The organism is Mucilaginibacter oryzae, assembly GCF_003148845.1.
In the GTDB taxonomy this organism is placed as follows: domain Bacteria; phylum Bacteroidota; class Bacteroidia; order Sphingobacteriales; family Sphingobacteriaceae; genus Mucilaginibacter; species Mucilaginibacter oryzae.
Map to the genome: position 1 here is coordinate 442,647 of NZ_QGHA01000002.1, position 24,256 is coordinate 466,902.

Below are 24,256 nucleotides of genomic sequence, written 5' to 3' on the forward strand. Positions count from 1 at the left end.
AATAATCACTCAATCAATACATAATGAAATATTTACTTTACACAGCAACGCTTATTTGCGCTATAGCACTTAAAGGCTATGCGCAGGAGGCACCGCCAAACGGGCAAACGTACAATTTTAGCATACAGGATTGTATTAACTATGCTTATGAGCATCAAACCACGGTAGTAAACGCGGGGCTTGATATCAAAAGCGCCGAATATAAGGTAAAGGAGACAACCGGCATCGGGTTGCCGCAAATTAGCGGTTCGGCTTCGCTGCAGGATTATTTAAAAATACCGACTACCCTGTTACCCGGCGAGTTTTTTGGTGCGCCCGGAACGTTTGTGCCCGTTAAGTTCGGTGTAAAATACCAGTCTAACCTGGGTTTAAGCCTAAACCAGATCCTGTTTAACGGGAGCTACCTGGTGGGTTTAAAAGCTTCAAGAACTTATCGTGAATTGTCGCAGCGCAACTATACCCGTTCAAAAATCAATACCAACGTTGCGGTTACCAAAGCGTATTACCAGGTGCTGGTAAGTAACGAACAAATAAAACTGTACGATGCAAATATAGCGCAGTTAAAACAGCAGGTTGATCAAACCGTAGCGCAAAACAAACAGGGCTTTGTCGAAAAAATTGATGTCGACCGAATTACTGTTCAATATAATAACCTGGTAACCAATCGCGAAAATGTGGTGCGCTCATTGGCGCTGAACTATGAAATGCTGAAATTTCAGATGGGTATGCCGATTGAAAACAGTTTGGTACTTACCGACAAGTTAAGCGACGTTAATTTAGATAGTAACGTAGCCGACCTTTCGGCAGATACCTCTTTTTACCATAACCGTATCGAGTACGCGTTGCAGGAAACCCAGAAAAAACTGAACGAACTTGATCTTCAAAACAAAAAGTCAAATTACCTGCCGTCGCTCAATGCCAGCGGCAGCTATGCGGCTTCCTACCAAAATAACAGCTTTAGTAAACTCTACAGCCAGGTATTCCCGTCAAGTTATATAGGCTTAACCCTTAACGTGCCCATTTTTAGCGGCGGGCAGCGGCTTAACCAGGTGAGGCAGGCCAAAATCGAGGTTCAAAAATCAACTAATGAGCTGGCTAATCTTAAAAACTCCATTAATCTTGGTGCCAAGGTTGCCACGGTATCCTATATCAACGGCTTGCAAACACTTAATAACCAGAAACGCAACCAGGCCCTGGCCCAGGATGTATTGCGGGTAGCTAAAATAAAATATCAGCAGGGTGTGGGCTCAAGCATTGAGGTTACCCAGGCCCAAACCAGTTTGGAAGATGCCGATAATCAATATATACAGGGATTGTACGATGCGCTTGTAAGCAAGGTTGACCTTGATAACGCCTACGGCCGAATTAAATAAACACCACTAAACTCACTTTATAGCAATGAAAATGAAAAGATTGATATACATACCACTAATGGTTTTGCTGGCAGCCTGCGCAGGCAAACCGAAAGATAAAAAGGCCGAGCTTGATGAGCTGAAAAAGCAGCAATCAGACATCAACTCGAAAATTGAAAAGCTGCAGGCCGAAATAGGTACAACCGATTCTGCTAAAACTACGGATGTAAGCGTTACCGAAGTCAAAACCGGCAGCTTTACCAATTATGTACAGATACAGGGTAAAATTGACGCTCAGGATAACGTAACCGCTTATCCTCAAACCCAGGCTGCTATAACTGCCATTTATGTAAAAGCAGGACAGCACGTAAGTAAAGGGCAAACGCTGGTTCAACTGGATAATAGTGTAATGAAGCAAAATATTGCGCAAAGCGAAGCCCAGGTTAGTTTGAATCAGCAGTTATTTGATCGCCAGAAGAACCTGTGGGACCAAAAGATAGGTACCGAGGTTCAATACCTGCAAGCCCAAACTGCTTTACAAAGCAGCAAAAAGGCTTTAGACGCATTGAAAAAGCAATCGGCTTTTTTCCGGATCGTATCACCTATCAACGGCACTATTGATCAGATGGATTTGAAATTGGGCCAGGTTGCGGTTCCGGGGCAAACAGGCATCCGTATTGTTAACGCCGATGTTTTGAAGGTGAAGGCAGATGTTCCCGAATCGTATGCGAGCAGTGTAAATACCGGTAATGATGTAAAAATTTTAGTTCCGGATGCCAAAGACTCGTTGGTTACCAAAGTGACCTTTGCCGCCAAAGCGATTGATCCTACATCCCGCAGTTTTGGCGTAGAAATTAAATTGCCGGTACGTGCAGGCCTTCGTCCTAATATGACGGCGATTATAAAAATTGCTGATTACTCCAAAAGTAATGCTATAGCTGTACCGGTTAAGGCTATCCAGAAATCTGAGAACGGCGATTACGTGTATGTTAACCAAAATGGTACAGCCAAACAGGTTAACGTAAAATCGGGTGTTACTTATGGCGGCAAAACAGAAGTGTTGTCGGGCCTGAAAGCAGGCGATCAGCTAATTGTTGAAGGAGCTACAGAAGTAGAAGATGGCGATAAGATCAAGGTTGTTCAATCAGCCAATTAGTATTAATCAATTGATCTGTTCATTATGAAAGATGTAAAAAAAGAATTTGGCCCCTCAAGTTGGGCCATCGACAATAAGACGGCTATTTATGTGCTGATGTTTCTGATTACGGTATTGGGGATCATCAGCTATAACAGGCTGCCGAAAGAAAACTTTCCGGATATCGCGCAATCAAAGGTTTTTATAACTACCACCTTTGCCGGCCAATCGCCTCAGAACATCGAGAACCTGGTTACGCGTCAGATAGAGAAGCAGCTTAAATCATTAAAAGGTTTAAAAAAAGTAACCTCAAACTCGGTACAGAATGTATCGATTATCACTGCTGAATTCCAGGCTAACGTAAATATCAAGGACGCCAAAATTGACGTAAAAGATGCTATCGATAAAGCAAAGAAGGATCTCCCTCAAAACGATAATAACTATACTGAACCTACTGTATCTGATATCAACGTAGCTGACTTGCCTATTTTGTATATCAACATATCAGGTAATTATGATCTGAAAAAATTAAAGGAATATGCCGATATTTTGAAAGATGAGATCGAAGGGTTTCGTGAGATTTCGAAAGTGGATGAAGTAGGAGCGCTAACTCCTGAGATTCAGGTTAACGTTGACCTGAATAAGATGGCTGCGGCCCAGATAAGTTTTACCGATATTACGGATGCTATTGGCAGGGAGAATATTCTTTCATCAGCCGGAACAATAAAAACCGATGGTGTACGCCGGGCTATAGATATTAAACAGGACTTCAAGAATGCTGATGAAGTTGCCGCTATGGTGATTCGTAACCCTAAAGGGCAGGCGGTTTACCTTCGTGATATTGCCGATGTTAAAGATTCGTTTTTGGAGCAGGAGAGTTATGCAAGGTTAAAAACAAATGATAACCCAAATTTTAAGAATGTAATTACACTTAATATTAGTAAAAGGTCGGGCGAAAACCTGATCGAAGCCTCGGATAAGATCAACGAACTAATTAAACTGAAACAAAAAACGGTTTTTCCTAAAGGTTTGGACATTGTAGTAACCGGCGACCAGTCTGATAAAACCCGTACTACGCTTAATGACCTGATTAATACCATCGTTATCGGTTTCTTATTGGTTACGGTTATCCTGATGTTTTTCATGGGTACAACCAATGCCATCTTTGTGGCTCTATCCGTTCCTTTATCATGTTTTATTGCCTTTTTAGTGATGCCCGCTATTGGGTTTACGCTTAACATGATTGTGCTGTTCTCGTTCCTGCTTGCGCTGGGTATTGTAGTGGATGATGCTATTGTGGTTATTGAAAATACCCACCGTATCTTTGCCAATGGTAAGGTTCCTATTAAAGAAGCTGCAAAAATGGCAGCGGGGGAGGTGTTCCTTCCCGTTTTTTCCGGCACCATGACTACATTGGCCCCGTTTGTACCATTGGCGTTTTGGAACAGCCTTATAGGGCATTTTATGTTCTTTTTACCCATAACGCTTATTATCACCTTGCTGGCGTCATTGGTGGTAGCATATATTATCAACCCCGTATTCGCGGTTGATTTTATGAGGCCGCATCATGATGGCGAGCACGATAACCCGAAATTTGACCGTCCTACAAAACGCGGGTTAGTATTTTTGGCTATAGCTACGGTTATAGGGTACCTGATCAACGTTGGATTTGGCAACCTGATGGTGCTGATAACAGTATTGTACCTGTTAAACCACTTCTTCCTGCTGAGGGTTATTGACAGGTTTCAGAAAAACGCATGGCCTAAGTTTCAAAACTGGTATGCCAAATGGCTTGAGCGCGCTGTAAAGCGACCCGTAACTGTTTTAATAGGTACAATTGCGCTTTTTGCGTTCGCTATTTTCTTGATGGCAGTACGGGGTAAAACGCCGGAGTTTTTCCCATCCGGCGATCCTAACTTTGCTTATGTTTATATCACTTTACCCATCGGTACAGATCAGGCTTATACCAACGAAGTAACTAAAAGTATTGAAAGGCGTGTGGCACAAGTAGTTGAGCCAGATAAAGATATCGTATCATCAGTAATATCAAATGTAACCAAAGGTGTTGCCGATCCTACAGATGAAGACCAGGGTGATTACGAAAACAAAGGTAAAGTTACGGTAGCATTTGTTGAGTTTGGCAAACGAAACGGCAAGGATACCAAAAAGGTGTTGGCTAATATACGTGCAGCAGTTCAGGGGGTTCCGGGTGCAAAAATAGCCGTAGCACAAGAAAACAGCGGCCCCCCGGTACAAAAAGATATCAGTATAGAAATTGTTGGCGACAATCTTGATACTTTGGTGGCTACCGGCAACAGGCTTAAAAGTTACCTGGCTAAACAAAATATAGCTGGTATTGAAAATTTAATTGCCGATGTGCAAAGCGATAAACCCGAAATAGTTTTTGATGTCGACCGTGAACGTGCAAATCGCGAAGGTATCACCTCAGGTCAGATAACCCAAAACCTTTTGACGGCTATATTTGGCTGGAAAGCTGCTGATTTCCGGAACACGCGCGAAGACAATTATAAAATTATGGTACGCGCCCAGGAGAGCCAACGTGGTAATATTGATGAGTTGAAGAACATGAAGATTACTTATCGCGACCTTGCCACAGGTGGCGCTATTCGTCAGGTACCTATTTCTGCTTTTACAGATGTACGTTATACCAATACTTACAGTAACATCAAACGCAAACAACAACGACGGGTATTAACGCTGGGCTCTAACGTGATTAAACCTTATAATGCCAATGAGGTTAACGCCAATATTTTAAAGGCTATAAATAATTTTAAAAAGCCCGATAATGTCATAATCCGCCAGGGAGGCGGCCAGGAAGACCAGATGGAGGCCATGAATTTCCTGCTTTCTGCGCTCGCGGTATCATTTGGTTTAATCCTGATTATTTTGATGATCCAGTTTAACTCAATAGGTAAAACGCTTATCATTATCAGCGAGATCTTTTTCAGTATCATTGGCGTACTGCTCGGTGTAAGCATCTTTGGTATGACCATGTCTATCGTAATGACCGGTGTAGGTATCATCGCCCTTGCCGGTGTGGTGGTACGTAACGGTATCTTACTGGTTGAGTTTACCGATATGTTGCTGGAGCAAGGCGTAAGCATTCATGATGCCGTTGTGGAAGCCGGCCACACCCGTATGACACCTGTATTGTTAACCGCCACAGCCGCTATTTTAGGTTTGATTCCGTTGGCAGTTGGTTTTAATATCGATTTTGTGGGATTGTTTACCCATTTCGAACCGCATATTCACTTCGGTGGTGATAATGTGGCTTTCTGGGGGCCTTTAGCCTGGACCATGATCTTCGGTTTGGGTTTCGCTACCGTTATTACGCTTATTTTGGTTCCGTGTTTATACCTCATCCGCTATAACCTTAAGGTGAGGTTATTCGGAAAAAAATCTGTTGAGCCCAATCGTACAGTAGCTTTCGAGGCCGAAACTGTATAAATAAAGAGCAGATCAACTTAACCATCAAAACTGCCGCTCCAATTTTGGGGCGGCTTTTGTGTTTTAAGGAGGTTTGTTATCTGCAGATGGAACATAATGCTATGATATTGGTTAATGCTAATATACTGTAACGTGCTATCATGAAACCAACTACATCAAAACAATTTTTACAGGCGGCATTTATCGGCGCTTTGGCCGGAATGCGTACAACCGCAGCACCGGTGATAGCTACCCATATTTTGAGCATAGCTCCATCCGGCAAACTCAATACCTCTCGTTTAAAGTTTATGCAGTCGCCAACGTTAGCCGCTATTTTTAAGATAGTATCCGTAAGCGAGCTGGTGGTTGATAAACTGCCTTCAACACCCAACCGTATTGAAACCGGAGGTGTGGCAGGCCGGGCACTATCGGGCGCATTAGCTGGTGCAGCCATTTGCAAAGCCTCCGGAATTAATGCCTGGAAAGGCGTAGCGATAGGTGGTTTAACTGCTGTAGCGGCAACATATGCCAGTTATTTTTTACGCAGAGAAATTGTTAAACGCACAGGTGTAGCCGATCCTTTCATTGGCGGCATTGAAGATATTGCAGTAATTGGCGCGGGTGTTGCGCTATGTTCTAATATTTAATCCGCCTGCTTCTGTACATATTTTTCCAATACCCCAAGGTTGCTGATGTCATTACGTGAACGCGGCAGGCTGCCCGGGTAATTCTTCTGGATAAAGGTTACGAGGTGTTCACGGATGTAGCAACGCAGATCAAAGGCGTTTGATGAGGTGCTGGCACTCATCAATACCCTGATTTCGATGGTATGTTCTTTTACATCGGTAACCTGTACTACCTTTACCCTCTTATCCCAAAGATTGCTTGCTGTAATAAGCCGCTCAAATTCTTCGCGAATGGCATCTATGGGCACCGTGTGGTCCATGTACAGGAATACCGTGCCGAGAATATCCGCCGATGTGCGTGTCCAGTTTTGAAATGGTTTTTGAATGAAGTAGTTGATGGGAAGGATAAGCCTGCGTTCATCCCATATTTTTAATACAACGTAGGTTAGCGTTATTTCTTCTACGCGTCCCCATTCTCCTTCAACAACCAAAACATCATCAATACGGATAGGTTGCGTAAAGGCGATCTGGAAACCGGCAAGCAGGTTCCCCAGCGAGGTTTGCGCCGCGAAACCCACGATGATGCCGCCGATACCAACACCGGTGAGTAAACCTGTGCCAATTTTTCGCATGCTTTCAAAACTTAGCAGGATGATAGCAACAGTCAGGAATATAATAGTTACCACAATTATTTTCCTGATAAACTGGATCTGTGTGCGCACCTTGCGCTCTTTAAGGTTATCTACTTTATTAAGATCATAAGTGTGATAAATATAGTCTTCCAATATCCTTACCGAACGTACAAGCAGCCCCGCGAACGAAATGGTAAGCAGTATCTCTACTATCTTATCAAGCGGCTGGTAATAGATCTTGTCCATCCGCATCAAAGGCGACAATAGGTTGAACAGGAAAAGAGGGATAAAATATGCCACCGCCGGGCCAAGGTTAACTATGATAGACCGGAAGATAGAGTAGTCCGTATCCTTTCGTTTAGCATAGATCTTGAATAGCCGGGTAATGATAAATTTAGTGACAAGGCCAATTAATATGGCAGAAACGATGATAATCAGGTTCCATGCAAATGCCGGGGTCCGTTGTGAAAATTCAAGCAAATAAGGCGGCAACTTGTTTTCTATACTCATTTTGCAAAAAGCTTTGTTTTGATTGTAAAATAGTCATAATGTAAAATTGTTTTAGTGTATGCCCTCTCTTATATGTTGTTATCTGCAGTTTAGTGAATTTTTGATAGTTTTGTTAAAAAAGTCAGGAAATCTATTTTGGGTTTTTTGTGTTTACCTGTTAATAAAATTTTGACAACCATATGGCAGCAGCGAATGACCAGCAGGATATTAAAAGGGAAAAGATTTTAGAGGCCTCTTATCAGCGGTTTTTACATTACGGTTATTCAAAAACTACCATGAACGAGATAGCCGGCGATCTTTCCATGTCTAAGGCTTTGCTTTATTATTATTTCCCGGATAAAAGCCAGCTGTATATAGCGGTGATGCGTAAACTTGCCAATGATTACCTTAAAACGCTGGAAAACAGGAGTGGTACATTCGCTGATTTAAAAGAGGCTTTTACTTTCCAGGTAAACACACACCACGAGTTTATTGTAAGTAATTACAATTTTTTTGATTTTTTCAGGTTGAACGAGCAAAACCTGCCCGACGACATCTGGCAAATAGTTGGCGAGGTACACGGCACCGAACTTAAATTGCTTAGTGATGCCATTAAAGCCGAAGTTGAAAAGGGTACGATAAAAGCTGTAGGGAATCCCGAAGAAGTGGTTGATGTATTGATAGATGCTTTGCACGGCATCAGGGTAGGGGCCATATCTCAAAAGAAAACCAATTTTCCCCGCAAAGAACACCTCGAAGAAATTCATGCCAAAAAGCTGCTGCTGGTAGATATTTTCATCAAAGGGCTGATGTATTAGTCAACTGGCTTTAAAGCCTGTTTTTTGAAATACATGCTCAGGCAATCGCGATCAAGGTTTATCTTTTCTGTCATCTGCAGGTATAAAAACCTCGCACTGTCAGTCGGTCGTCAAAAGGGTTGAAGGTATGATTTATGCCTGTTATTTATCGATAACTTTGTTAATATAAATAATCGCAATGCGGATTTCGATCTGCCTTTGCAAATTATTTATACTAAAATACTTCTTTTAAGAGGTGATTGTTTTAGAGTGATTTAGCCTGCCGGGTTTATATCCGGCAGGCTTTTTTAGGCTTTGTTAAAAGTAGTATTTATAGAGATATTACCGTCAAGTATTTTATGAACCGGGCAGGCTTCGGCTATTTTCAGTAACCGCTGTTGTTGTTCTGTATTGATTTCTCCATTAAAACTTAGCCTGGTTTCAATTTGAGTGCCTGTTTGGGTCTTGAACATTTCAATATCTGCTTTGATCTCTTCTACAGGCCACATTTTTCTATCGATGTACATCCGCAGGGTAATAACGGTACAACTTGCCAAACTGGCCAACAGTAAGCTGAACGGATCCATCCCGGTATTGGTACCTCCGGAGCTTTGCGGCTCATCAGCAATTAAGGCGTGCCCGCCGCTGTTAACCACCGTTTGATAGCGTGCGCGGCCGATTAGCGCGCTGGCGCTCTCGATCAGTTCCATTCCCGCATCTTCCATAACCTGTTTATTGTGTGCTTTCGTTTATATCAACCACCGACCAGTTTTTCTTCATTGAAGGTGGTCCGCCGTTGTATTTTAATATCATTTCAAAATTCGTCCGGTTTTTTTCGCCCCGGCCATCAGTTGAAATAACATAAGATTTAATGATATAAACCGAATCTGATTTTTTGCCGAACTGAAAACCATCGTCAGGGAAAGATACGTTGGTTGATTTGATGGTTGGAATTACAAACTCTTTTGCTACACTGTAAGCATCATCGGCATTAGGCATTTTACCGAACGAAAGTATATCAGATACCCCACCCGAAGTAGCAAATTTCACCATTATAAATACAAATACTATGGCTGCAACCACAATAGCGTATACACCCTTCATAGCCCTCTTTTTTTTGAGGTGCTTGTCTTTAAGATAAGTCTTGTCCATTTAGTTTATAACAGGGGATTCAAAAGTAACAATAAAATCAATTACGAACTGTTATTCAAATTGGTTTTTACTGTATACGCAGAAACGGTTATCAGGGTTGGTATCCAAAAAACAGGTAGGCTATAAATATCGCTGCTATAACGCCGGCTAAATCGGCAATTAGGCCGGCAGGGATGGCATAGCGGGATTTTTTAATGCCAACCGAGCCAAAGTAAAGCGCTACGATGTAAAATGTAGTATCGGCAGAACCGTTAAAGATCCCGGCCAGCCGCCCGGCAAATTTGTCGACACCAAAAGTTTGCATAACGCTTATCATCATCGCCTTCGAGCCCGAACCGCTTAGCGGTTTGAGGTAAGCAACCGGCATGGCATCAACAAAGCGGGTATCCAGGTTAAACCGCGTACAAAGCCATCGCAGCCCTTCATTCATATAATCGAGCGCGCCGCAGCTTCTGAAAACGCTGATGCCAACCAGCATCGCTACCAGGTAAGGGATTATTTTGATCGAGGTTTCAAAACCCCCTTTAGCGCCATCTACAAAAGCTTCAAATACATTTACCTTTTTGATGAGGCCGCCAACAATAAAAACCACCGGTATGGTAAAAAGCATAACGTTGCTTATTACTGATGATACCGTGCCAATCTGTTCTTTAGTTAACTGGGTGGTAAAATACCAAACCATAAGCGTTATAAATGCCGTAACGCCGCCCAGCCAACCGATGATTACCTTATCAAATAAGTTAATTTTTTGCTTGATGGCAACGGCTATAAGCCCCACTACTGTAGCTACATATGTTGCTATGATGCAGGGCAGGAATACCTCTGCCGGATCTTTGGAGTTAAGGATTGCCCTTTGCGCTATGATGGTTACAGGTAATAACTGAAGGCCCGACGTATGCAACACCAAAAACATGATCTGGGCGTTAGAGGCTGTTTCCTTATCATTATTTAACTCCTGTAAACTTCCCATCGCTTTTAAACCAAGGGGGGTAGCTGCGTTGTCAAGTCCCATTAAATTGGCCGAAAAATTCATCATCATTTGCCCGGTGGCAGGGTGGTCTTTGGGAACATCGGGAAATAAACGGCTAAAGAACGGTCCAACTATCCTTGACAAAAAATTAATAGCCCCTGCTTTTTCACCGATATTCAAAATGCCTAGCCAAAAGGCCATATTACCTGCCAACGGCAACGCTATATCCATTACCGATGATTTTGACGAGTTAAACATCCCCTCAACCAGCAGTTTGAACGCTTCGGTATCGCCAAAAAAAACTAATTTTGTGAACGATACAATAAAGGCGATTACAAAAAACGCTATCCAGATGTAGTTAAGGGCCATAGTAATGTTTAAGGCTTTGAAGTTAGTGCTTTTGTTGTTTAATATGAAATAATGTACCCAGTCAATGAACCTGTCCATCAACAAACTCAAGGAAGCGGTTAAAGCTGTTAAGCAATTAGAACTCCAAACCGTTGATTGGGAGCATAAGGAATCGCCTGCAAAATGGTCGAAAAAGGAAATAACAGGTCATTTGATTGATAGCGCGCAGATCAATTTACAGCGTTTTGTGCGCTGCACCTATGAAGAAGGTTTCAGGCTCACTTATGAACAGGTTGAATGGGTGCAGGCAGCCCGTTATCAACAGGCGGATATTGGTGAGTTGATAGATTTATGGGCATTGCTGAATTTGCAAATTATAAGGGTGCTGGCAAATTATCCTGCTGACAGATTAAACTCAAAATGCGATAACAGCAAACAGGAACCCAATTTACAAACAGTGGAATGGCTCGCGGCCGATTATGTTGAGCATATGCTGCATCACTTAAAAAACATACTGTAATGGCAGGATACTCATCAACGCCGCTGGCCAGGAAACTTGGCATTAAATCAAAATCGGTGGTAACGCTTATAAATCCGCCGCAACATTATTGGGAGTTATTCAGCGATATGCCCGTGGATGCGAGTTTTGTTGATGATGATGTTTTGCGGAAAGATGTGATTCATTTTTTTACCAGGAGCCTCGATGAGTTTAAGCAAACGCTTCCCGGCTTAATAAAGCAGATTAAACCTGATGGAATGATTTGGGTGTCGTGGCCAAAAAAAGCATCAAAAGTGGTTACTGATGTAACCGAAGATGCGATCCGGAATTATGCTTTGGCAAGAGGCCTGGTTGATATAAAAGTTTGTGCCGTTGATGAAATTTGGTCGGGGTTGAAACTTGTAATACCCTTAAAAAATCGTAAATATACCGATTAAGTCATTTTTGGTTAAAACCTGTTAAACCATGAGCGGCTTGTTTTAGCATACGGTTACAATTGTATAACTTCGTATTGTAATATCTAAATACTATGGCTCAGATTGAATTAAAACGTGTACATGGCGACTTCGGCTTTGAGGCTGTTGATGCTAACGGTCATACGGTAAAAATGGACAGCAGTCCGGAAAGTGGTGGGCAGGATTATGGCGTCCGCCCGATGCAAATGTTATTAATGGGCCTTGCAGGCTGTTCTGCAATCGACGTGATCAGCATCCTTAAAAAGCAACGGCAGGATGTAACCGATTATAAAATGATGGTAAACGGCGAACGCGAAGCTGGTGTTGAGCCATCATTATGGCAGGATGTAGATATTGAGTTTCATATTTACGGCAATGTAGATGAGGATAAAGCCATCCGCGCGGCCGAACTTTCTATCAATAAATACTGTTCGGTAGCCGCTACGCTTGCCAAAGCCGGCGCTGAAATCAAGTGGAAAGTAGTAGTTCACCCTGCTCAATAATACTTTTAATTTTTTATAAATGGCGGAACGGGAGATACCTATCAAAACAGCTCACCTTTTCGCCATTTTACATCAAAAGCTGATAGAGTTGCTTAGCTCGCTATCAACTGATGACTGGAACAAACCCACAGTTGCCCGCCTGTGGACCGTTAAAGATGTTGCGGCACATCTGTTAGATACCAACGTGCGCGCCATATCGGCTTCCCAAAATTTCACGGAACCTCCGCCCTCAGCGCCCATAAACAGTTATGCCGATTTGGTTGATTTTTTAAACGGCTTAAATGCTACCTGGGTGCAGGCGATGAAAAGGGTAAGCCCGCAATTGTTGACCGGTTTTTTGGAAACAACGGGTAAACAACACGCCGAAGTGATGGCTTCGCTCAATCCCTTTGCGCAAGCCCAATATTCGGTGGCCTGGGCGGGAGAGGAGCAATCGTTAAACTGGTTTCATGTAGCCCGCGAATACACAGAGAAATTTCATCATCAGCAACAAATTCGTGATGCGGTAGGAAAACCCGGCATCATGACCGCCGAATTATTTTATCCCTGCTTAGATACTTTTATGCAAGGTTTACCGCATGCTTACAGAGATATTGAAGCGGATACAGGCGCGTTGATTAAAATAGATGTTGCCGGGGAGATAGGCGGCGCCTGGTTTCTGAATAGAATACCAGGCAAATGGGTGCTTGGCAAAACAGCCGTTTCAACTCCCGATGTTATTGTAACCCTTTCGCCAGATACCGCCTGGAAGGTATTCACCAAAGCTATAGCCCCTCAACTTGCTATTGATGTTTCAAAAATCAGCGGAAATTTTAACCTTGGAGAAAATTTATTCAATATGGTAGCTGTAATGGCTTAAAACATTTTTGTTTATTTATCCCATAACAGTACAAAACTGTATTCTTTTCAACGCACTGACCTGGCTGTACAAAAAGTCAAATCTCGTTTGCTCAAATCCAATGCTAATTAACCTGAATTGTGTCATAAAAACACGATAGTTTAGCATAGTGTATCAGCATTTTATATGAAATTCAAAGTCCTTTGTTTTTTCGAATCGGGAGGCATCTTTTAGCCTTGTTTAAGCATGTTTTTATTTGATGGCATCAATGTTGACTTAAAGGTTGTACGTTTTAATGAAAGTTAAACGTATAATTAAATTAATAATATGAAAACAAATTTAAAGAAAGCCTCGCTACTCCTTACCGGAGTTTTGGTAGGCAGCAAGTTATTCGCTCAATCGCCCGATACATTGTTAACTAAAGATTATGTTAAGCCATTTTCGGGTGGAGATCAATTTCGCACCTGGTCGGTAGGTGTACACGGCGGTTTATTAACGCCTTATACTATTTTCGGCCGCAATAGCCGTCAGGATTTTACACATCCAAATAACGAGTTTGGATATGGCGCTTACATTAAAAAACAAATTTTACCATCATTTGGCTTACAAGCCGATTTCCTTCGCGGCGAAGTGTCTGCTTCCAATAGCCACGTAACCTCGTTGGGTACCAACACTTATGATTCTTACTCTACAAAATTAAACTGGTCGGCGGCTTTGAGTGCCAATTTCACATTGGCTAATATCAATTGGCGTCACGACAGGCCGTTTATCCAGCCGTACTTGACCGCAGGTGCAGGCTACATGAACTACACGCCGAGGATCACGCCAGCCGGTGGTCAGCAGCAAAATTTTAAGCAAACTGATAATGGTCATATAGGCGAAGTATTTATCCCGGTTGGCTTGGGTTTGAAATTTAACCTTGCCCCTGGTGTAAACCTTGATATGGGCTATCAGGTTAATTTTGTTCAATCAGATAATTTTGACGGTTACAACTTCGGCTCGGGCGATGACAGGTTTTCATATGCCCACGTAGGTTTAGAGTTTGCCTTGGGTAGCAGGAAGAAACCACAAATGGCGGTTCACAACCCGGTATCATCAATGCGTACCGAATACATGGTTGAAAATCAACGTACCCGTGCCGAACTGCAAATGCAAATTGATGCGGAAAAAGCTAAAAATGCTCAACTGGCAAGCGATTTGGCTGCGACCAATGCTAATCTTGCCAAGCTAACTACCGATAGCGACGGTGACGGCGTGGTGGATGTAAATGATAAATGTCCAAATACACCTTCCGGTCAAAAGGTAGACGGTTCTGGTTGTCCATTAGCTAAACCGGTAATTGTAGTTACCGAAGAAGACAGGAAAGTAGTTAAAGACGCTATCAAAAATCTTGAATTTGATTTAGGCAAAGCCACAATCCGCGCACACTCATATGCAAGTCTGGATAGGGTAGCACAATTATTGGTTGATAAAAACTTCAGCCTTAAACTGGCCGGTCATACCGATAATACCGGTTCAGCCGATCTGAACATGCGTTTATCAAAAGATCGTGCAGAATCAGTTAAATCGTACCTGGTAAGCAAAGGTGCTAACCCATCACGTATTGAAGCAACAGGTTATGGTCAAACACAACCTATTGCAACCAACAAAACAGCGGCAGGCCGCCAGGCTAACCGCAGGGTTGAGTTTACTTTATATTAATAGGTAAGTCGCTTTAAACAACAAAAGCCGCACGATTGTGCGGCTTTTGTTGTTTAATAAGCTGCGGTTTAATATCCTTCAAAAAAATCGATCAGGCCGCCAAAGTAACTGTCGTTCCATCCTGCAACAATATCATCGTAATCGCTGTCGGGAATGTTGGTATGTCTCAATTCGGCCGAGGTGCTGCCGTTTTTATCCGGGTGAAGTTTAATGGTTACCACAGAGTTATCGCTCGCGCCCTCAAAATACCATTGCTGTACTACTTTTTTATTGGGTTCGAATTCGATGTTTTTACCAACTATACTGCCGTCCCACATCGAAAATTCACTGCCCGGCTCGGTAGACATTTCGGCTACTTCACCTGTCCATAGTTCGATAGTAACGGGATTGGTAATGGCCATGTATATCTCTTCGGGAGTGGCCGGTATGCTGTAATATTTTTTGTAATCTTTCACCGGTGCAATTTAGCACAATTAATTTAATCCTTTACCGGGCCTAATGGCAAAACAGTTTTACCATAAAGCTCATTCAAAACCTGGGCTATCCCGGCGTAAATGGCCGAAGCACCGCATACAATGCCCTCATAACCGGCAAAATGTTTAATGGTTGCGTTACCTGTGGCATCGCCGGCTACCAGCAGGAAAAATAGTATGGTTAGCGATGCGAAAATAAATTGTAAAGCGCGGCTTAGCTTTAATGTGCCAAAAAACAATAACAATGTGAATACTCCCCACACACTTAAATAGGCAACCATAGCACCTTCAGAGGGCGCTGTCCCCCAGCCGAGTTTGGGCATTACCAGTAATCCTACTAATGAAAGCCAGAAAAAGCCGTAAGAGGTAAAGGCAGTTAAGCCGAAAGTATTATTCTTTTTAGCCTCTATAACCCCGGCAATAACCTGCGCCAGGCCGCCGTAAAAAATACCCATGCCCAAGATCATGGTATTCATTTCAAAAAAGCCTGCGTTGTGAATGTTGAGCAGAACGGTGGTCATGCCAAAGGCGCATAACCCAAGCGGAGCGGGATTGGCAACGCCATCCTTAGCCGGTGCATCAGGAATACTCATAATAAGCTTTGGTTTAATTGGTTTCAACTGCAATCTAATTGATTTATAAATGTTAAGCAAGTTTTTTACAACCTATAGTTTACTTTTGCGTTAAGCCTACTTAACCATTCCTGAAAGGGAGGGCTTTTAACGGACAATTAACAAATTACACAACTAACAAAAGAAGTCTCTCCTTTTTTGGGGAGATTTGGACGGGGGCTTATGCACAAAATAGTATTGATCCGCCACGGCGAAAGCATTTTTAATCAACAAAATCGGTTTACAGGCTGGGAAGATGTAGACCTATCCGACAAAGGGTTTGAACAAGCCCTGCAAGCGGGGAAAATCCTTCATAAAAATGGTTATAACTTTGATGCAGGCTTTACATCATATTTAAAGCGCTCCATCAAAACGCTCCACTACATATTAGAAGAACTTGATCACCTTTGGATCCCGGTGGAGAAATCATGGCGCCTGAACGAACGCTTTTACGGAGCTTTGCAGGGCTTGAACAAGGATGAAACTATAACCAAATATGGCGAAGAACAGGTAAGGAAATGGCGGCGCGATCCGAACGAGCACCCACCTGCAGTAACCAAAGAAGATCCGCGTTACCCCGGACATGATTTGAGGTACAAGGAGTTAACTGAACGTGAATTACCCTTAACCGAAAACCTAAGCGAAACCATGGACAGGGTATTGCCTTTTTGGAATGAAAGGATAGTGAGGGCTATGCGCCGCAATCAAAAGGTTATTGTGGCTGCTCATGGCAATAGCCTGCGCTCTTTGATAAAATATATCGATAATTTGAGCGATGATGAGGTTACCAACCTGGAGATACCTACAGCGGTACCACTGGTTTATGAACTGGACGAGGGTTTAAACAGGATTAGGCATTACTATCTCGAATAATAACGCTGCAGGCTTTATTTCTCTTTTAGTTGCGGTACAATTGTTTATCTTGTAAGCCATAAACCAATTTTAACCCTGATTAAAAAGAATGAAAAAATCCGACATTTATGAGGTCGCTATCAAGATCCTGGGCATCTATCTGCTGGTGGCCGATATTTCCAAGTTGCCGGGGCTGCTCACGTTTATGGGCAACCATGTGGCTTCAACAACAGAACAGGGCAGCGAGCAAGGTAATTTATTGCTGGTTAACGGCCTTAATTTCATTTTCCTGATTGTACTGGCTATATTCCTTATAGCCTACACAAAAACAATAACCCGATGGCTTACCCACCCGTCAGACTACCAGGAAAACGCGAAACTATTTGCCGAACGCAAGGTAATATTTGAAATAGCTTTAATGATCATTGGCGGTTTGCTGCTGGTTGGCACCATCCCCGATTTTTTATACCATTTATATAACCTCATCAGTGTTAATGATCAAAGCATCGTGATCTCGGCGGGGGCAAAAATATTTATTGGTATTATCACGGTTGTTTTTGCAAAACGGTTAGGCGCTTATTTTGCCAAATAGCGCGAATTATTGCAACCAAAAAAGGCTTCCCAACTGAGAAGCCTTTTTGGTTATTAGCCGAAGAATCTACTAAAAAACTTCGGCTGATTGTTTAGCTGCCGATGCTAAGCTGACCCCCGTGAGCTGATCGGCAAAGGCTACGAAAGCCTTGCTATCAGATATACGTTGTTGATTGGCAATCAGATTTTGCAAATTGATTTTTCCGATAACAAATTTGTAACTTCCTGAATAATAGCGCTCGTTAATATGCTCGAAGTTCAGCGCCTCTACCAAGTCCTCGTCGTCATAACGTAAATAAACGGTTAATTCAATGTTGTTGGTAAAGCTGAGATCGGTTTTTTCCTTTGCTTTTTTATACTCGTACTGGTAATTATAACGTAAAGCGGCAATGTCTGATAATACAGCCGAGCCGGTAGGGTGGCCGCCGGCGCCTTTTCCGAAAAAGAATTGCTGATCGGCAAAGGCCGCCTGTACGGTTACGCCGTTGTATTCGTACTCTACATTGTATAAAAACTCCGTATCGTTTACAAATTTAGGTAACACAAACAAGGCTACGTTACGATCGTCTAATTCTTTAGCTACCGGCACAAGCTTAATTTTCAGGTTCTTCTCGCGGGCGTATTGCAGATCGGCTGCGGCCAGGTTCTGGATGCCGAGGTTAAATACCTCATCCGGCTGTACCACTACGCCGTAGGCATGGGCTGCTGCGATAACCAGTTTGTATTTGGCGTCGAAACCGCCTACATCACTGGTTGGGTCGGTTTCGGCAAAGCCCAAATCCTGCGCTTGTTTAAGGGCGCTATCGTAATCCAGGCCCTCAATAAAACCTTTTGATAAAATATAGTTGGATGACCCGTTGAAGATACCGCTGATAGAGTGCAGCAACTCGTTATCATAATATTCTTCCAGGTTACGGATAATTGGGATGCTGCCGCAAACCGCGCCTTCATACAATAATGAAGTGCCGTATTGGTGCTGGATCTCGATCAGTTCGTCTAAATGCAGGGCAATCATTTTTTTGCTGGCCGAAACAACGTTTTTACCCGATTTTAAAGCCCTTGAAACAATTTCAAAAGCAGCTTCGGTATCATTGATCAGCTCAACAATAGTATTGATCTCGGGGTTGTTAAGCAGTTCTTCTTTATCGGTAGTAAATAATTCGGCCGGTAGCGACCGCTTTTTGTTTGGATCCTTAATGGCGAATTTTACAATCTCGATGTTTAAGTTTTTTGTTTTGATGATGTCATATAAACCCTGGCCTACAACTCCAAATCCGAAGAGGCCGATATTTAACTTTTTACTCATTACGCTGTACGTTGCAGTTCTATAATTTTTCCTTTCACATCGGTTTTAAAAAACGAGGTGAATATGTTTGTTAATGCTTCTGTTTCAATTAAAAATCCATCGTGCCCATAAAACGAATCCAGTTGGGCAAATGCGGCTTTAGGAATCTGCCTGAACAGGAATTGCTGCTCTTCAATAGGGAACAACACGTCGGATGAGATACCGATCACCAGGGTTTTAGCCTTGATCTGGCTTAAAGCCTTCTCAACCCCGTTACGGCCCCGGCCTACGTTATGCGAATCCATTACTTTAGTCAGGTACCAGTAGCTGTAGGCATTGTAACGGTTCACCAGTTTTTGCCCCTGGTAGTTTTGGTAGGATGACGAACGGAAATTATCCTTTACATCATCACTTTCTTCCTGTTGGGTAAGGCCATAGGTTTTATAAGTACGATAACTTAGCAGCGCTATGCTCCGTGCCGCTTTTAAACCATTTCGGCCACCATCGGGCGTGTTATTATTGAACGAGGGGTCGGCACTGATAGCCAGGCGCTGCGACTCATTAAAGGCGATACCCCATGGCGAGTGTTTGGCGTTGGTAGCGATCAGGATGAGGTTTTTGATGCGCTCCGGTTCAATAATTGCCCATTCCATGGCCTGCTGCCCACCTAATGAGCCGCCTATCAATACACTGATATTGCCAATTTGCAGGTGCTGCGCAAGTAGCTGATGCGCCTTCACCATATCGCGCGTAGTAAACTGCGGATAGGTAAGATAATAAGGTTCGCCGGTAGCGGGGTTAATGCTTAGCGGACTGGTAGTACCATATGGTGAACCTAAAATGTTGGCACAAACAATAAAATGCTCTTCGGGGTTAAAAAAGTAACCCTCTCCAATCAGGCCTTTCCACCAGTCAAACACATCGCTGTTGGCGGTAAGCGCGTGGCAAACCCAAACCACATTGTTTTTCTCTTTATTTAACCGGCCGTAAGTATGGAAGCCTATCTCTAAACCATCCAGCGTTTGGCCCGATTCAAACTCAAAAGTATCAGTGTATTTAAATATCTCTGCGTTCATTCTTTTGTTTGTTGTATTGTGCTAAGTCAAAAGTTTTTAGTCTTAAGTTTTAAGTCTTTAGCCTTAAGCCGAAAGTCAAGGTTTATTTGACTTTCGACTTAAAATTTGGACTTTTAACTTTGGGCTTATAACTTAAGACTTAAACACAACCAACGTTTACTATATCACTTTAAAAAATATACATTGTTAAACTAATTCACCCTCCCTGATCTTTGCGAAGGCCTGCTCAAAATCGGCCTTGATATCGTCAATATGTTCAATACCTACTGCTACACGCAATGACGTCGGTGTAACACCTGCCGATAGTTGCTCGGCATCAGATAATTGCTGATGTGTTGTTGCCGATGGCTGAATGATTAATGTTTTTGCATCGCCCACATTGGCTAAATGGCTTACCAGTTTCAGGTTATTGATGAATTGGCTGGCCTGTTCTTTATCACCTTTAATCTCGAACGATAACACACCGCCGAAACCGTTCTTCAGATATTTTTTTGCCAAACCATGGTATGGCGATGATTCCAGGCCCGGATAGTTAACATTGGCCACCTGTGGGTGCTGTTCCAGCCATTTGGCCAGTTGCAAAGCGTTATCCACGTGGCGCTGCACACGGAGCGACAGCGTTTCTAATCCCTGGATGGTTAACCAAGAATTGAACGGCGATTGCGACGGACCGAAATCTCTCAAGCCCTCAACGCGGGCACGAATAATGAACTGGATGTTGCCAAATGGGCCGCCGATTCCAAATACATCGTTAAATACCAGGCCATGATAACCTTCAGACGGCTCGGTAAACTGCGGGAACTTGCCGTTGCCCCAGTTGTAATTACCGGCATCAACAATAACGCCGCCTATGCTGGTGCCGTGCCCGCCAATCCATTTGGTGGTCGACTCTACAACTACGTTGGCGCCATGCTCGATAGGGCGGAAGAGGTAACCGCCGGCGCCAAAAGTATTATCAACTATTAAGGGCAGATCATGATTTTTGGCAACGGCGCTCACTTTTTCAAAATCGGCAATGGTAAAACCCGGGTTGCCTATGGTTTCTAAATAAATGGCTTTGGTTTTATCGTCAATGAGCGCTTCAATGCTTTCGGCTGTATCATCTTTGGCAAAACGCACATCAATCCCCAAGCGTTTAAAAGCAACTTTAAACTGGTTGTAGGTGCCCCCATATAAAAAGGGAGAAGTAACAAAGTTATCGCCGGCCTGTAAAATATTATTCAAAGCCAGGAATTGCGCGGCCTGTCCTGATGCGGTAGCCAAGGCCGCAACACCTCCCTCCAAAGCTGCGATGCGTTTTTCAAACACATCGGTAGTGGGGTTCATGATGCGGGTATAAATATTGCCAAACTCTTTTAGCGCGAAAAGGTTAGCGCCATGCTCGGCGCTGTTAAATACGTACGAAGTAGTTTGATAAAGCGGCACAGCGCGTGAACCTGTTGTTGGATCAACTTCCTGACCGGCATGTAACTGTAGTGTTTCGAATTTTAAAGCAGACATAGTTTTTTGTTGTTTAATTTAGATTTTAAATGTTAGTTGAATTTTGACAAACCGGTTCAGAAAATAACCGGTTTAACAATACACGCCTTTTTCAGGAGATTGAAAAATAGGGGCGTGCCGTGCATTAACAGCAGCAACACATACAAATACAGCTGGCAATAGAGCTAATATGTTGTACTTTACCGTTTGCGGTATAAAAAGTGTTGCGTTGCGTAAATTTAATTAAACTTTTCATGGTTATAAATTTATATTCCCCGGTGTTATTTGCCGGGACAGGAATTGGCACCTTCTTCAACATTGAAGGGTTGCCAGCGGGTCATTGAGCCTGATCTCTCGCCGCTTCTTTATAAATCAAAACCCGAACTACGTGCGGAGTATTGATCGATATTGGTATCGCTACCAAATAATGTTGCGAATATAAGTGGTTATAGGGATATGTACCAAATTTTATTTTTATTAGAGGTGAAAGGTTAAAGGCGAAAGATTAAAGGTCTTTGTAAGACTGATATTTCATCCTACCAAAAATTCCTCTAATCTTTCGCATTTAATTTTACGCTCGTGGGTGTGTTTTAAATCTCTACGCTTGTCCCTGTTCATTGGCCTGACTTGAGCGTGCGTCTAAAAATGCAACAATTAAATTGTGTGGATCAAATCCTGATTCTATATGAATACGTTTGTTATCATAACCCTTCATCAGATACCAAGAGTCTTTAGTTAATACTAATTTAAAATTTTCAAACCCCCACTCATTTCTATCCATGTTGCCGTTCGGGATATTTTGAAACCCTAATTTCTCTAATGTTGTTATAAAATTTGTCATATAATTCGCTTTTTATATAAACATAAGATAAATATCATTCGTTATCAAATTGGCAAAACGCCCTTCTTTGATTATCGGCTTTTCATCGTGTTAATTTGTAAATTAGTTATAAAGACTGCGGTTTGGGAGCTTGTGGTCGGTGTTTTCACCGTACCACTTTCGGGCCATGATGTTGTCGTTTCAATTGGTGTAATTTCTTTAGATCATGTGGTACGGTGAAAACACCGACCACAGGCTTTAAGGTCAAAGGCAAAAGGTTTTTATGAGACGAGTATTTTAAACTCCACAAGTGCTTCTACCTTTCGCCTTTTACCTTTATCCTTTCGCCTCATTAAGCCAGGGCTTGTTCCAAATCAGCTATCAAATCATCAATATGCTCCAATCCAACCGAAACCCTCAACAGGTTACGCGGTGTTTTAGTATCAGGTCCCTCCACGGTAGCGCGGTGTTCAATCAAACTTTCCACGCCGCCCAGGCTGGTAGCTTTGATAAACAGTTTTAATTTATTGATGATGTTATGTGTGTCGTTCTCATCTCCCTTAACAATAAAAGATAACATCCCCCCAAAAGCCAGCATCTGGTCTTTAGCAATATCGTGCTGCGGGTGAGATGGTAAGCCGGGGTACAGCACTTTTTCTACATTGGGATGTTGTTCCAGGTATTCGGCCAGTAATTGGGCGTTGCATACGTGACCTTTTACGCGGTATGGTAACGTTTTAATGCTGCGAACCAGGTAATAGCAATCCATAGGCGAGGGGATGGCGCCGCCCATTTCCTGTACCTGGCGTATTTTTGCCCACCAGTCGCTTTTCTCAGCAGTAATTAACGCGCCGCCCATTAAGTCGCTGTGCCCACCAAAATATTTAGTGGCCGAATGCATCACCATATCGGCACCTAAGTCAAGCGGACGCTGGCAAATAGGGGTGGCGAAGGTATTATCGCACAAAACTTTAATGCCATTTGCTTTAGCTATAGCTACAACCTTTTTAATATCGGTTATTTTAAGCAGCGGGTTTGATGGCGTTTCAACCCAAATTAATCCGGTTTCGGGTTTGATGTGTTGTTGCAAAACTGCTTCGTCATTCACGTCGATAAAGTCAAAGCTAAGGATGCCCGCAAACAGATTTTTAAGCTGGTTGCGCAAGCCATGATACATATCATCGGGCGCGATAATATGTGTGCCCGGCTGAAGCGATTGAAATACCGACATGCCCGCAGCGTTACCCGATGAAAATGAAGCTGCTTCAACACCGCCCTCCAATTTTGCTAAAACATGCTCCAGCGCATGCCTGTTGGGGTTGGCCGAGCGGCTGTAAATATAACCGGCCGGGAAACCACCGTCGTCGCCACGCTCAAACGTTGTGGACATAATAATAGGTTGGATTACGGCCCTTGTTGCTTCATCAACATGGTTGCCGGCGTGTATGGCTATAGTTTCTGTTTTCATGGTTATCGTGTGATGGCGCCCAAAATAAAAAAGAATATTGTGATTAGCTGTAGCGTTTTATGATTTTTAACCGAATAGGCTATAAACCTCGTCATTATGAAAAAAGCCATTGCACTGATCCTGTTCGTTATCGCTGGTTTATCTGCCTGCAAAAAAGACGCTAATGATACCGCTTACGATAAAAGCTATAAAGCCTGGCAAAGTTTTAAAATTGAAAGTAAAAATTCATACATCTATACCGTGAGCTCGGGTTCGGTATTCGGATTTGGTTCTGAAACAAAGATCACCGTTCAAAACGGAAGTGTGATAGCCCGCGAGTATTATGCTTATAAATTAGATTACACATCTTCAACCACGCCTCCGGTTAAAACCACAACCGAACAATGGCAGGAGAATAAGACGTTGTTGGGGCAACACCATTCCGGCGCTGCCCTGCTTACCCTCGACCAGGTTTATCAAAAAGCCAAAAACGAATGGCTTGCCGTTAATAAAAAAGAAAACAGTATTTACTTTGAAGCCAATAACAACGGGGTGATATCAGATGCCGGTTATGTACCTAACGGTTGCCAGGACGATTGTTCGGTAGGTATCCGCATCACTGAGATCAAGGCACTGTAACCTTATTGTAATTTTGGCCGATATGCGTTATAACGCACA

24 protein-coding genes and 1 riboswitch are annotated in these 24,256 nt (G+C 42.9%); of the genes, 13 read left to right on the top strand and 11 right to left on the bottom strand.

Annotation, left to right across the window (positions count from 1 at the left end; genetic code table 11):
* Nucleotides 1-23: 23 nt before the first annotated feature.
* The 4 genes from LX99_RS07220 (at nt 24) to LX99_RS07235 (ending at nt 6,581) form a co-directional block, all read left to right on the top strand.
* Nucleotides 24-1,373 carry a TolC family protein gene (locus LX99_RS07220; protein ID WP_109607247.1) on the top strand — a complete coding sequence of 450 codons (1,350 nt, stop codon included), beginning with the start codon at nt 24-26 and terminating at the stop codon, nt 1,371-1,373.
* 31 nt (nt 1,374-1,404) lie between these two features.
* Nucleotides 1,405-2,508, top strand: a complete 1,104-nt coding sequence (locus LX99_RS07225; protein WP_109607595.1) for an efflux RND transporter periplasmic adaptor subunit — start codon at nt 1,405-1,407, stop codon at nt 2,506-2,508.
* A gap of 24 nt (nt 2,509-2,532) precedes the next feature.
* Nucleotides 2,533-5,955, top strand: a complete 3,423-nt coding sequence (locus LX99_RS07230; protein ID WP_109607248.1) for an efflux RND transporter permease subunit — start codon at nt 2,533-2,535, stop codon at nt 5,953-5,955.
* Nucleotides 5,956-6,095: 140 nt separating this feature from the next.
* Complete coding sequence (locus tag LX99_RS07235) at nt 6,096-6,581, top strand: DUF4126 family protein (protein ID WP_109607249.1); 486 nt, start codon at nt 6,096-6,098, stop codon at nt 6,579-6,581.
* On the opposite strand, the gene LX99_RS07240 is transcribed toward LX99_RS07235, so the two are convergent.
* On the bottom strand, nt 6,578-7,702 hold the full coding sequence (locus LX99_RS07240) for a mechanosensitive ion channel family protein (RefSeq protein WP_109607250.1): 1,125 nt from the start codon (nt 7,700-7,702) through the stop codon (nt 6,578-6,580). The genes LX99_RS07235 and LX99_RS07240 overlap by 4 nt on opposite strands.
* Before the next feature lie 179 nt (nt 7,703-7,881).
* Between LX99_RS07240 and LX99_RS07245 the strand changes: the two genes are divergently transcribed.
* The gene (locus tag LX99_RS07245; RefSeq protein WP_109607251.1) at nt 7,882-8,499 is read left to right on the top strand and encodes a TetR/AcrR family transcriptional regulator; all 618 of its coding nucleotides are present in this window, start codon (nt 7,882-7,884) and stop codon (nt 8,497-8,499) included.
* 287 nt (nt 8,500-8,786) lie between these two features.
* Here the strand turns inward: LX99_RS07245 and LX99_RS07250 are convergent, their stop codons facing one another.
* The 3 genes from LX99_RS07250 to LX99_RS07260 all read right to left on the bottom strand — a co-directional run bounded on the left by LX99_RS07250 (nt 8,787) and on the right by LX99_RS07260 (nt 10,969).
* Complete coding sequence (locus LX99_RS07250) at nt 8,787-9,203, bottom strand: OsmC family protein (RefSeq protein WP_245927864.1); 417 nt, start codon at nt 9,201-9,203, stop codon at nt 8,787-8,789.
* A 7-nt stretch (nt 9,204-9,210) separates the two neighbouring features.
* Entirely contained in the window at nt 9,211-9,630 is a 420-nt protein-coding gene (locus LX99_RS07255; protein ID WP_109607252.1) for a hypothetical protein, read from the bottom strand.
* 91 nt (nt 9,631-9,721) lie between these two features.
* Complete coding sequence (locus LX99_RS07260) at nt 9,722-10,969, bottom strand: nucleoside recognition domain-containing protein (protein WP_109607597.1); 1,248 nt, start codon at nt 10,967-10,969, stop codon at nt 9,722-9,724.
* 64 nt (nt 10,970-11,033) lie between these two features.
* Here LX99_RS07260 and LX99_RS07265 point away from each other — a divergent pair, with 64 nt between their 5' ends.
* The 5 genes from LX99_RS07265 to LX99_RS07285 all read left to right on the top strand — a co-directional run bounded on the left by LX99_RS07265 (nt 11,034) and on the right by LX99_RS07285 (nt 14,944).
* Entirely contained in the window at nt 11,034-11,468 is a 435-nt protein-coding gene (locus tag LX99_RS07265) for a DinB family protein (protein WP_109607253.1), read from the top strand.
* Nucleotides 11,468-11,884, top strand: coding sequence for a DUF3052 family protein (locus tag LX99_RS07270; RefSeq protein ID WP_109607254.1), 417 nt, complete (start codon nt 11,468-11,470; stop codon nt 11,882-11,884). The genes LX99_RS07265 and LX99_RS07270 overlap by 1 nt, the downstream gene beginning before the upstream one ends.
* Before the next feature lie 92 nt (nt 11,885-11,976).
* Nucleotides 11,977-12,405, top strand: coding sequence for an OsmC family protein (locus LX99_RS07275; protein WP_109607255.1), 429 nt, complete (start codon nt 11,977-11,979; stop codon nt 12,403-12,405).
* Nucleotides 12,406-12,424: 19 nt separating this feature from the next.
* Nucleotides 12,425-13,264, top strand: coding sequence for a maleylpyruvate isomerase N-terminal domain-containing protein (locus LX99_RS07280; protein ID WP_109607256.1), 840 nt, complete (start codon nt 12,425-12,427; stop codon nt 13,262-13,264).
* A gap of 306 nt (nt 13,265-13,570) precedes the next feature.
* On the top strand, nt 13,571-14,944 hold the full coding sequence (locus LX99_RS07285) for an OmpA family protein (protein WP_109607257.1): 1,374 nt from the start codon (nt 13,571-13,573) through the stop codon (nt 14,942-14,944).
* Nucleotides 14,945-15,012: 68 nt separating this feature from the next.
* On the opposite strand, the gene LX99_RS07290 is transcribed toward LX99_RS07285, so the two are convergent.
* Nucleotides 15,013-15,399, bottom strand: a complete 387-nt coding sequence (locus tag LX99_RS07290; RefSeq protein WP_109607258.1) for an SRPBCC domain-containing protein — start codon at nt 15,397-15,399, stop codon at nt 15,013-15,015.
* A gap of 23 nt (nt 15,400-15,422) precedes the next feature.
* On the bottom strand, nt 15,423-16,010 hold the full coding sequence (locus LX99_RS07295; protein ID WP_109607259.1) for an acetate uptake transporter: 588 nt from the start codon (nt 16,008-16,010) through the stop codon (nt 15,423-15,425).
* 201 nt (nt 16,011-16,211) lie between these two features.
* Between LX99_RS07295 and gpmA the strand changes: the two genes are divergently transcribed.
* Nucleotides 16,212-16,901 carry a 2,3-diphosphoglycerate-dependent phosphoglycerate mutase gene (gpmA, locus tag LX99_RS07300; RefSeq protein ID WP_109607260.1) on the top strand — a complete coding sequence of 230 codons (690 nt, stop codon included), beginning with the start codon at nt 16,212-16,214 and terminating at the stop codon, nt 16,899-16,901.
* An 88-nt stretch (nt 16,902-16,989) separates the two neighbouring features.
* On the top strand, nt 16,990-17,472 hold the full coding sequence (locus LX99_RS07305; protein ID WP_109607261.1) for a hypothetical protein: 483 nt from the start codon (nt 16,990-16,992) through the stop codon (nt 17,470-17,472).
* A 69-nt stretch (nt 17,473-17,541) separates the two neighbouring features.
* Here the strand turns inward: LX99_RS07305 and LX99_RS07310 are convergent, their stop codons facing one another.
* The 5 genes from LX99_RS07310 to LX99_RS07330 form a co-directional block, all read right to left on the bottom strand.
* On the bottom strand, nt 17,542-18,777 hold the full coding sequence (locus LX99_RS07310) for a homoserine dehydrogenase (RefSeq protein ID WP_109607262.1): 1,236 nt from the start codon (nt 18,775-18,777) through the stop codon (nt 17,542-17,544).
* The gene (locus LX99_RS07315; RefSeq protein ID WP_109607263.1) at nt 18,777-19,832 is read right to left on the bottom strand and encodes a homoserine O-acetyltransferase family protein; all 1,056 of its coding nucleotides are present in this window, start codon (nt 19,830-19,832) and stop codon (nt 18,777-18,779) included. Before LX99_RS07315 ends, LX99_RS07310 begins: the two co-directional genes overlap by 1 nt.
* A gap of 186 nt (nt 19,833-20,018) precedes the next feature.
* A complete protein-coding gene (locus tag LX99_RS07320; protein ID WP_109607264.1) occupies nt 20,019-21,332 on the bottom strand; it encodes an O-acetylhomoserine aminocarboxypropyltransferase/cysteine synthase family protein in 1,314 nt (437 codons plus the stop codon).
* A gap of 242 nt (nt 21,333-21,574) precedes the next feature.
* Nucleotides 21,575-21,685, bottom strand: a riboswitch (SAM riboswitch).
* A 224-nt stretch (nt 21,686-21,909) separates the two neighbouring features.
* Complete coding sequence (locus LX99_RS07325) at nt 21,910-22,152, bottom strand: hypothetical protein (protein WP_109607265.1); 243 nt, start codon at nt 22,150-22,152, stop codon at nt 21,910-21,912.
* A gap of 331 nt (nt 22,153-22,483) precedes the next feature.
* Entirely contained in the window at nt 22,484-23,599 is a 1,116-nt protein-coding gene (locus LX99_RS07330) for a trans-sulfuration enzyme family protein (protein ID WP_109607266.1), read from the bottom strand.
* Nucleotides 23,600-23,695: 96 nt separating this feature from the next.
* Between LX99_RS07330 and LX99_RS07335 the strand changes: the two genes are divergently transcribed.
* Nucleotides 23,696-24,217: a hypothetical protein gene (locus tag LX99_RS07335; RefSeq protein ID WP_109607267.1), complete on the top strand. Its 522-nt coding sequence runs from the start codon at nt 23,696-23,698 to the stop codon at nt 24,215-24,217.
* Nucleotides 24,218-24,256 lie beyond the last annotated feature (39 nt).

Coding starts and splice junctions, on each gene's coding strand:
- LX99_RS07285 (WP_109607257.1), top strand. CDS start 13,571: ATGAAAACAAATTTAAAGAAAGCCTCGCTACTCCTTACCGGAGTTTTG.
- LX99_RS07320 (WP_109607264.1), bottom strand. CDS start 21,332: ATGTCTGCTTTAAAATTCGAAACACTACAGTTACATGCCGGTCAGGAA.
- LX99_RS07230 (WP_109607248.1), top strand. CDS start 2,533: ATGAAAGATGTAAAAAAAGAATTTGGCCCCTCAAGTTGGGCCATCGAC.
- LX99_RS07250 (WP_245927864.1), bottom strand. CDS start 9,203: ATGGAAGATGCGGGAATGGAACTGATCGAGAGCGCCAGCGCGCTAATC.
- LX99_RS07265 (WP_109607253.1), top strand. CDS start 11,034: ATGAACCTGTCCATCAACAAACTCAAGGAAGCGGTTAAAGCTGTTAAG.
- LX99_RS07225 (WP_109607595.1), top strand. CDS start 1,405: ATGAAAAGATTGATATACATACCACTAATGGTTTTGCTGGCAGCCTGC.
- LX99_RS07305 (WP_109607261.1), top strand. CDS start 16,990: ATGAAAAAATCCGACATTTATGAGGTCGCTATCAAGATCCTGGGCATC.
- LX99_RS07275 (WP_109607255.1), top strand. CDS start 11,977: ATGGCTCAGATTGAATTAAAACGTGTACATGGCGACTTCGGCTTTGAG.
- LX99_RS07310 (WP_109607262.1), bottom strand. CDS start 18,777: ATGAGTAAAAAGTTAAATATCGGCCTCTTCGGATTTGGAGTTGTAGGC.
- LX99_RS07260 (WP_109607597.1), bottom strand. CDS start 10,969: ATGGCCCTTAACTACATCTGGATAGCGTTTTTTGTAATCGCCTTTATT.
- LX99_RS07280 (WP_109607256.1), top strand. CDS start 12,425: ATGGCGGAACGGGAGATACCTATCAAAACAGCTCACCTTTTCGCCATT.
- gpmA (WP_109607260.1), top strand. CDS start 16,212: ATGCACAAAATAGTATTGATCCGCCACGGCGAAAGCATTTTTAATCAA.
- LX99_RS07315 (WP_109607263.1), bottom strand. CDS start 19,832: ATGAACGCAGAGATATTTAAATACACTGATACTTTTGAGTTTGAATCG.
- LX99_RS07270 (WP_109607254.1), top strand. CDS start 11,468: ATGGCAGGATACTCATCAACGCCGCTGGCCAGGAAACTTGGCATTAAA.
- LX99_RS07255 (WP_109607252.1), bottom strand. CDS start 9,630: ATGGACAAGACTTATCTTAAAGACAAGCACCTCAAAAAAAAGAGGGCT.
- LX99_RS07330 (WP_109607266.1), bottom strand. CDS start 23,599: ATGAAAACAGAAACTATAGCCATACACGCCGGCAACCATGTTGATGAA.
- LX99_RS07235 (WP_109607249.1), top strand. CDS start 6,096: ATGAAACCAACTACATCAAAACAATTTTTACAGGCGGCATTTATCGGC.
- LX99_RS07325 (WP_109607265.1), bottom strand. CDS start 22,152: ATGACAAATTTTATAACAACATTAGAGAAATTAGGGTTTCAAAATATC.
- LX99_RS07245 (WP_109607251.1), top strand. CDS start 7,882: ATGGCAGCAGCGAATGACCAGCAGGATATTAAAAGGGAAAAGATTTTA.
- LX99_RS07240 (WP_109607250.1), bottom strand. CDS start 7,702: ATGAGTATAGAAAACAAGTTGCCGCCTTATTTGCTTGAATTTTCACAA.
- LX99_RS07335 (WP_109607267.1), top strand. CDS start 23,696: ATGAAAAAAGCCATTGCACTGATCCTGTTCGTTATCGCTGGTTTATCT.
- LX99_RS07295 (WP_109607259.1), bottom strand. CDS start 16,010: ATGAGTATTCCTGATGCACCGGCTAAGGATGGCGTTGCCAATCCCGCT.
- LX99_RS07220 (WP_109607247.1), top strand. CDS start 24: ATGAAATATTTACTTTACACAGCAACGCTTATTTGCGCTATAGCACTT.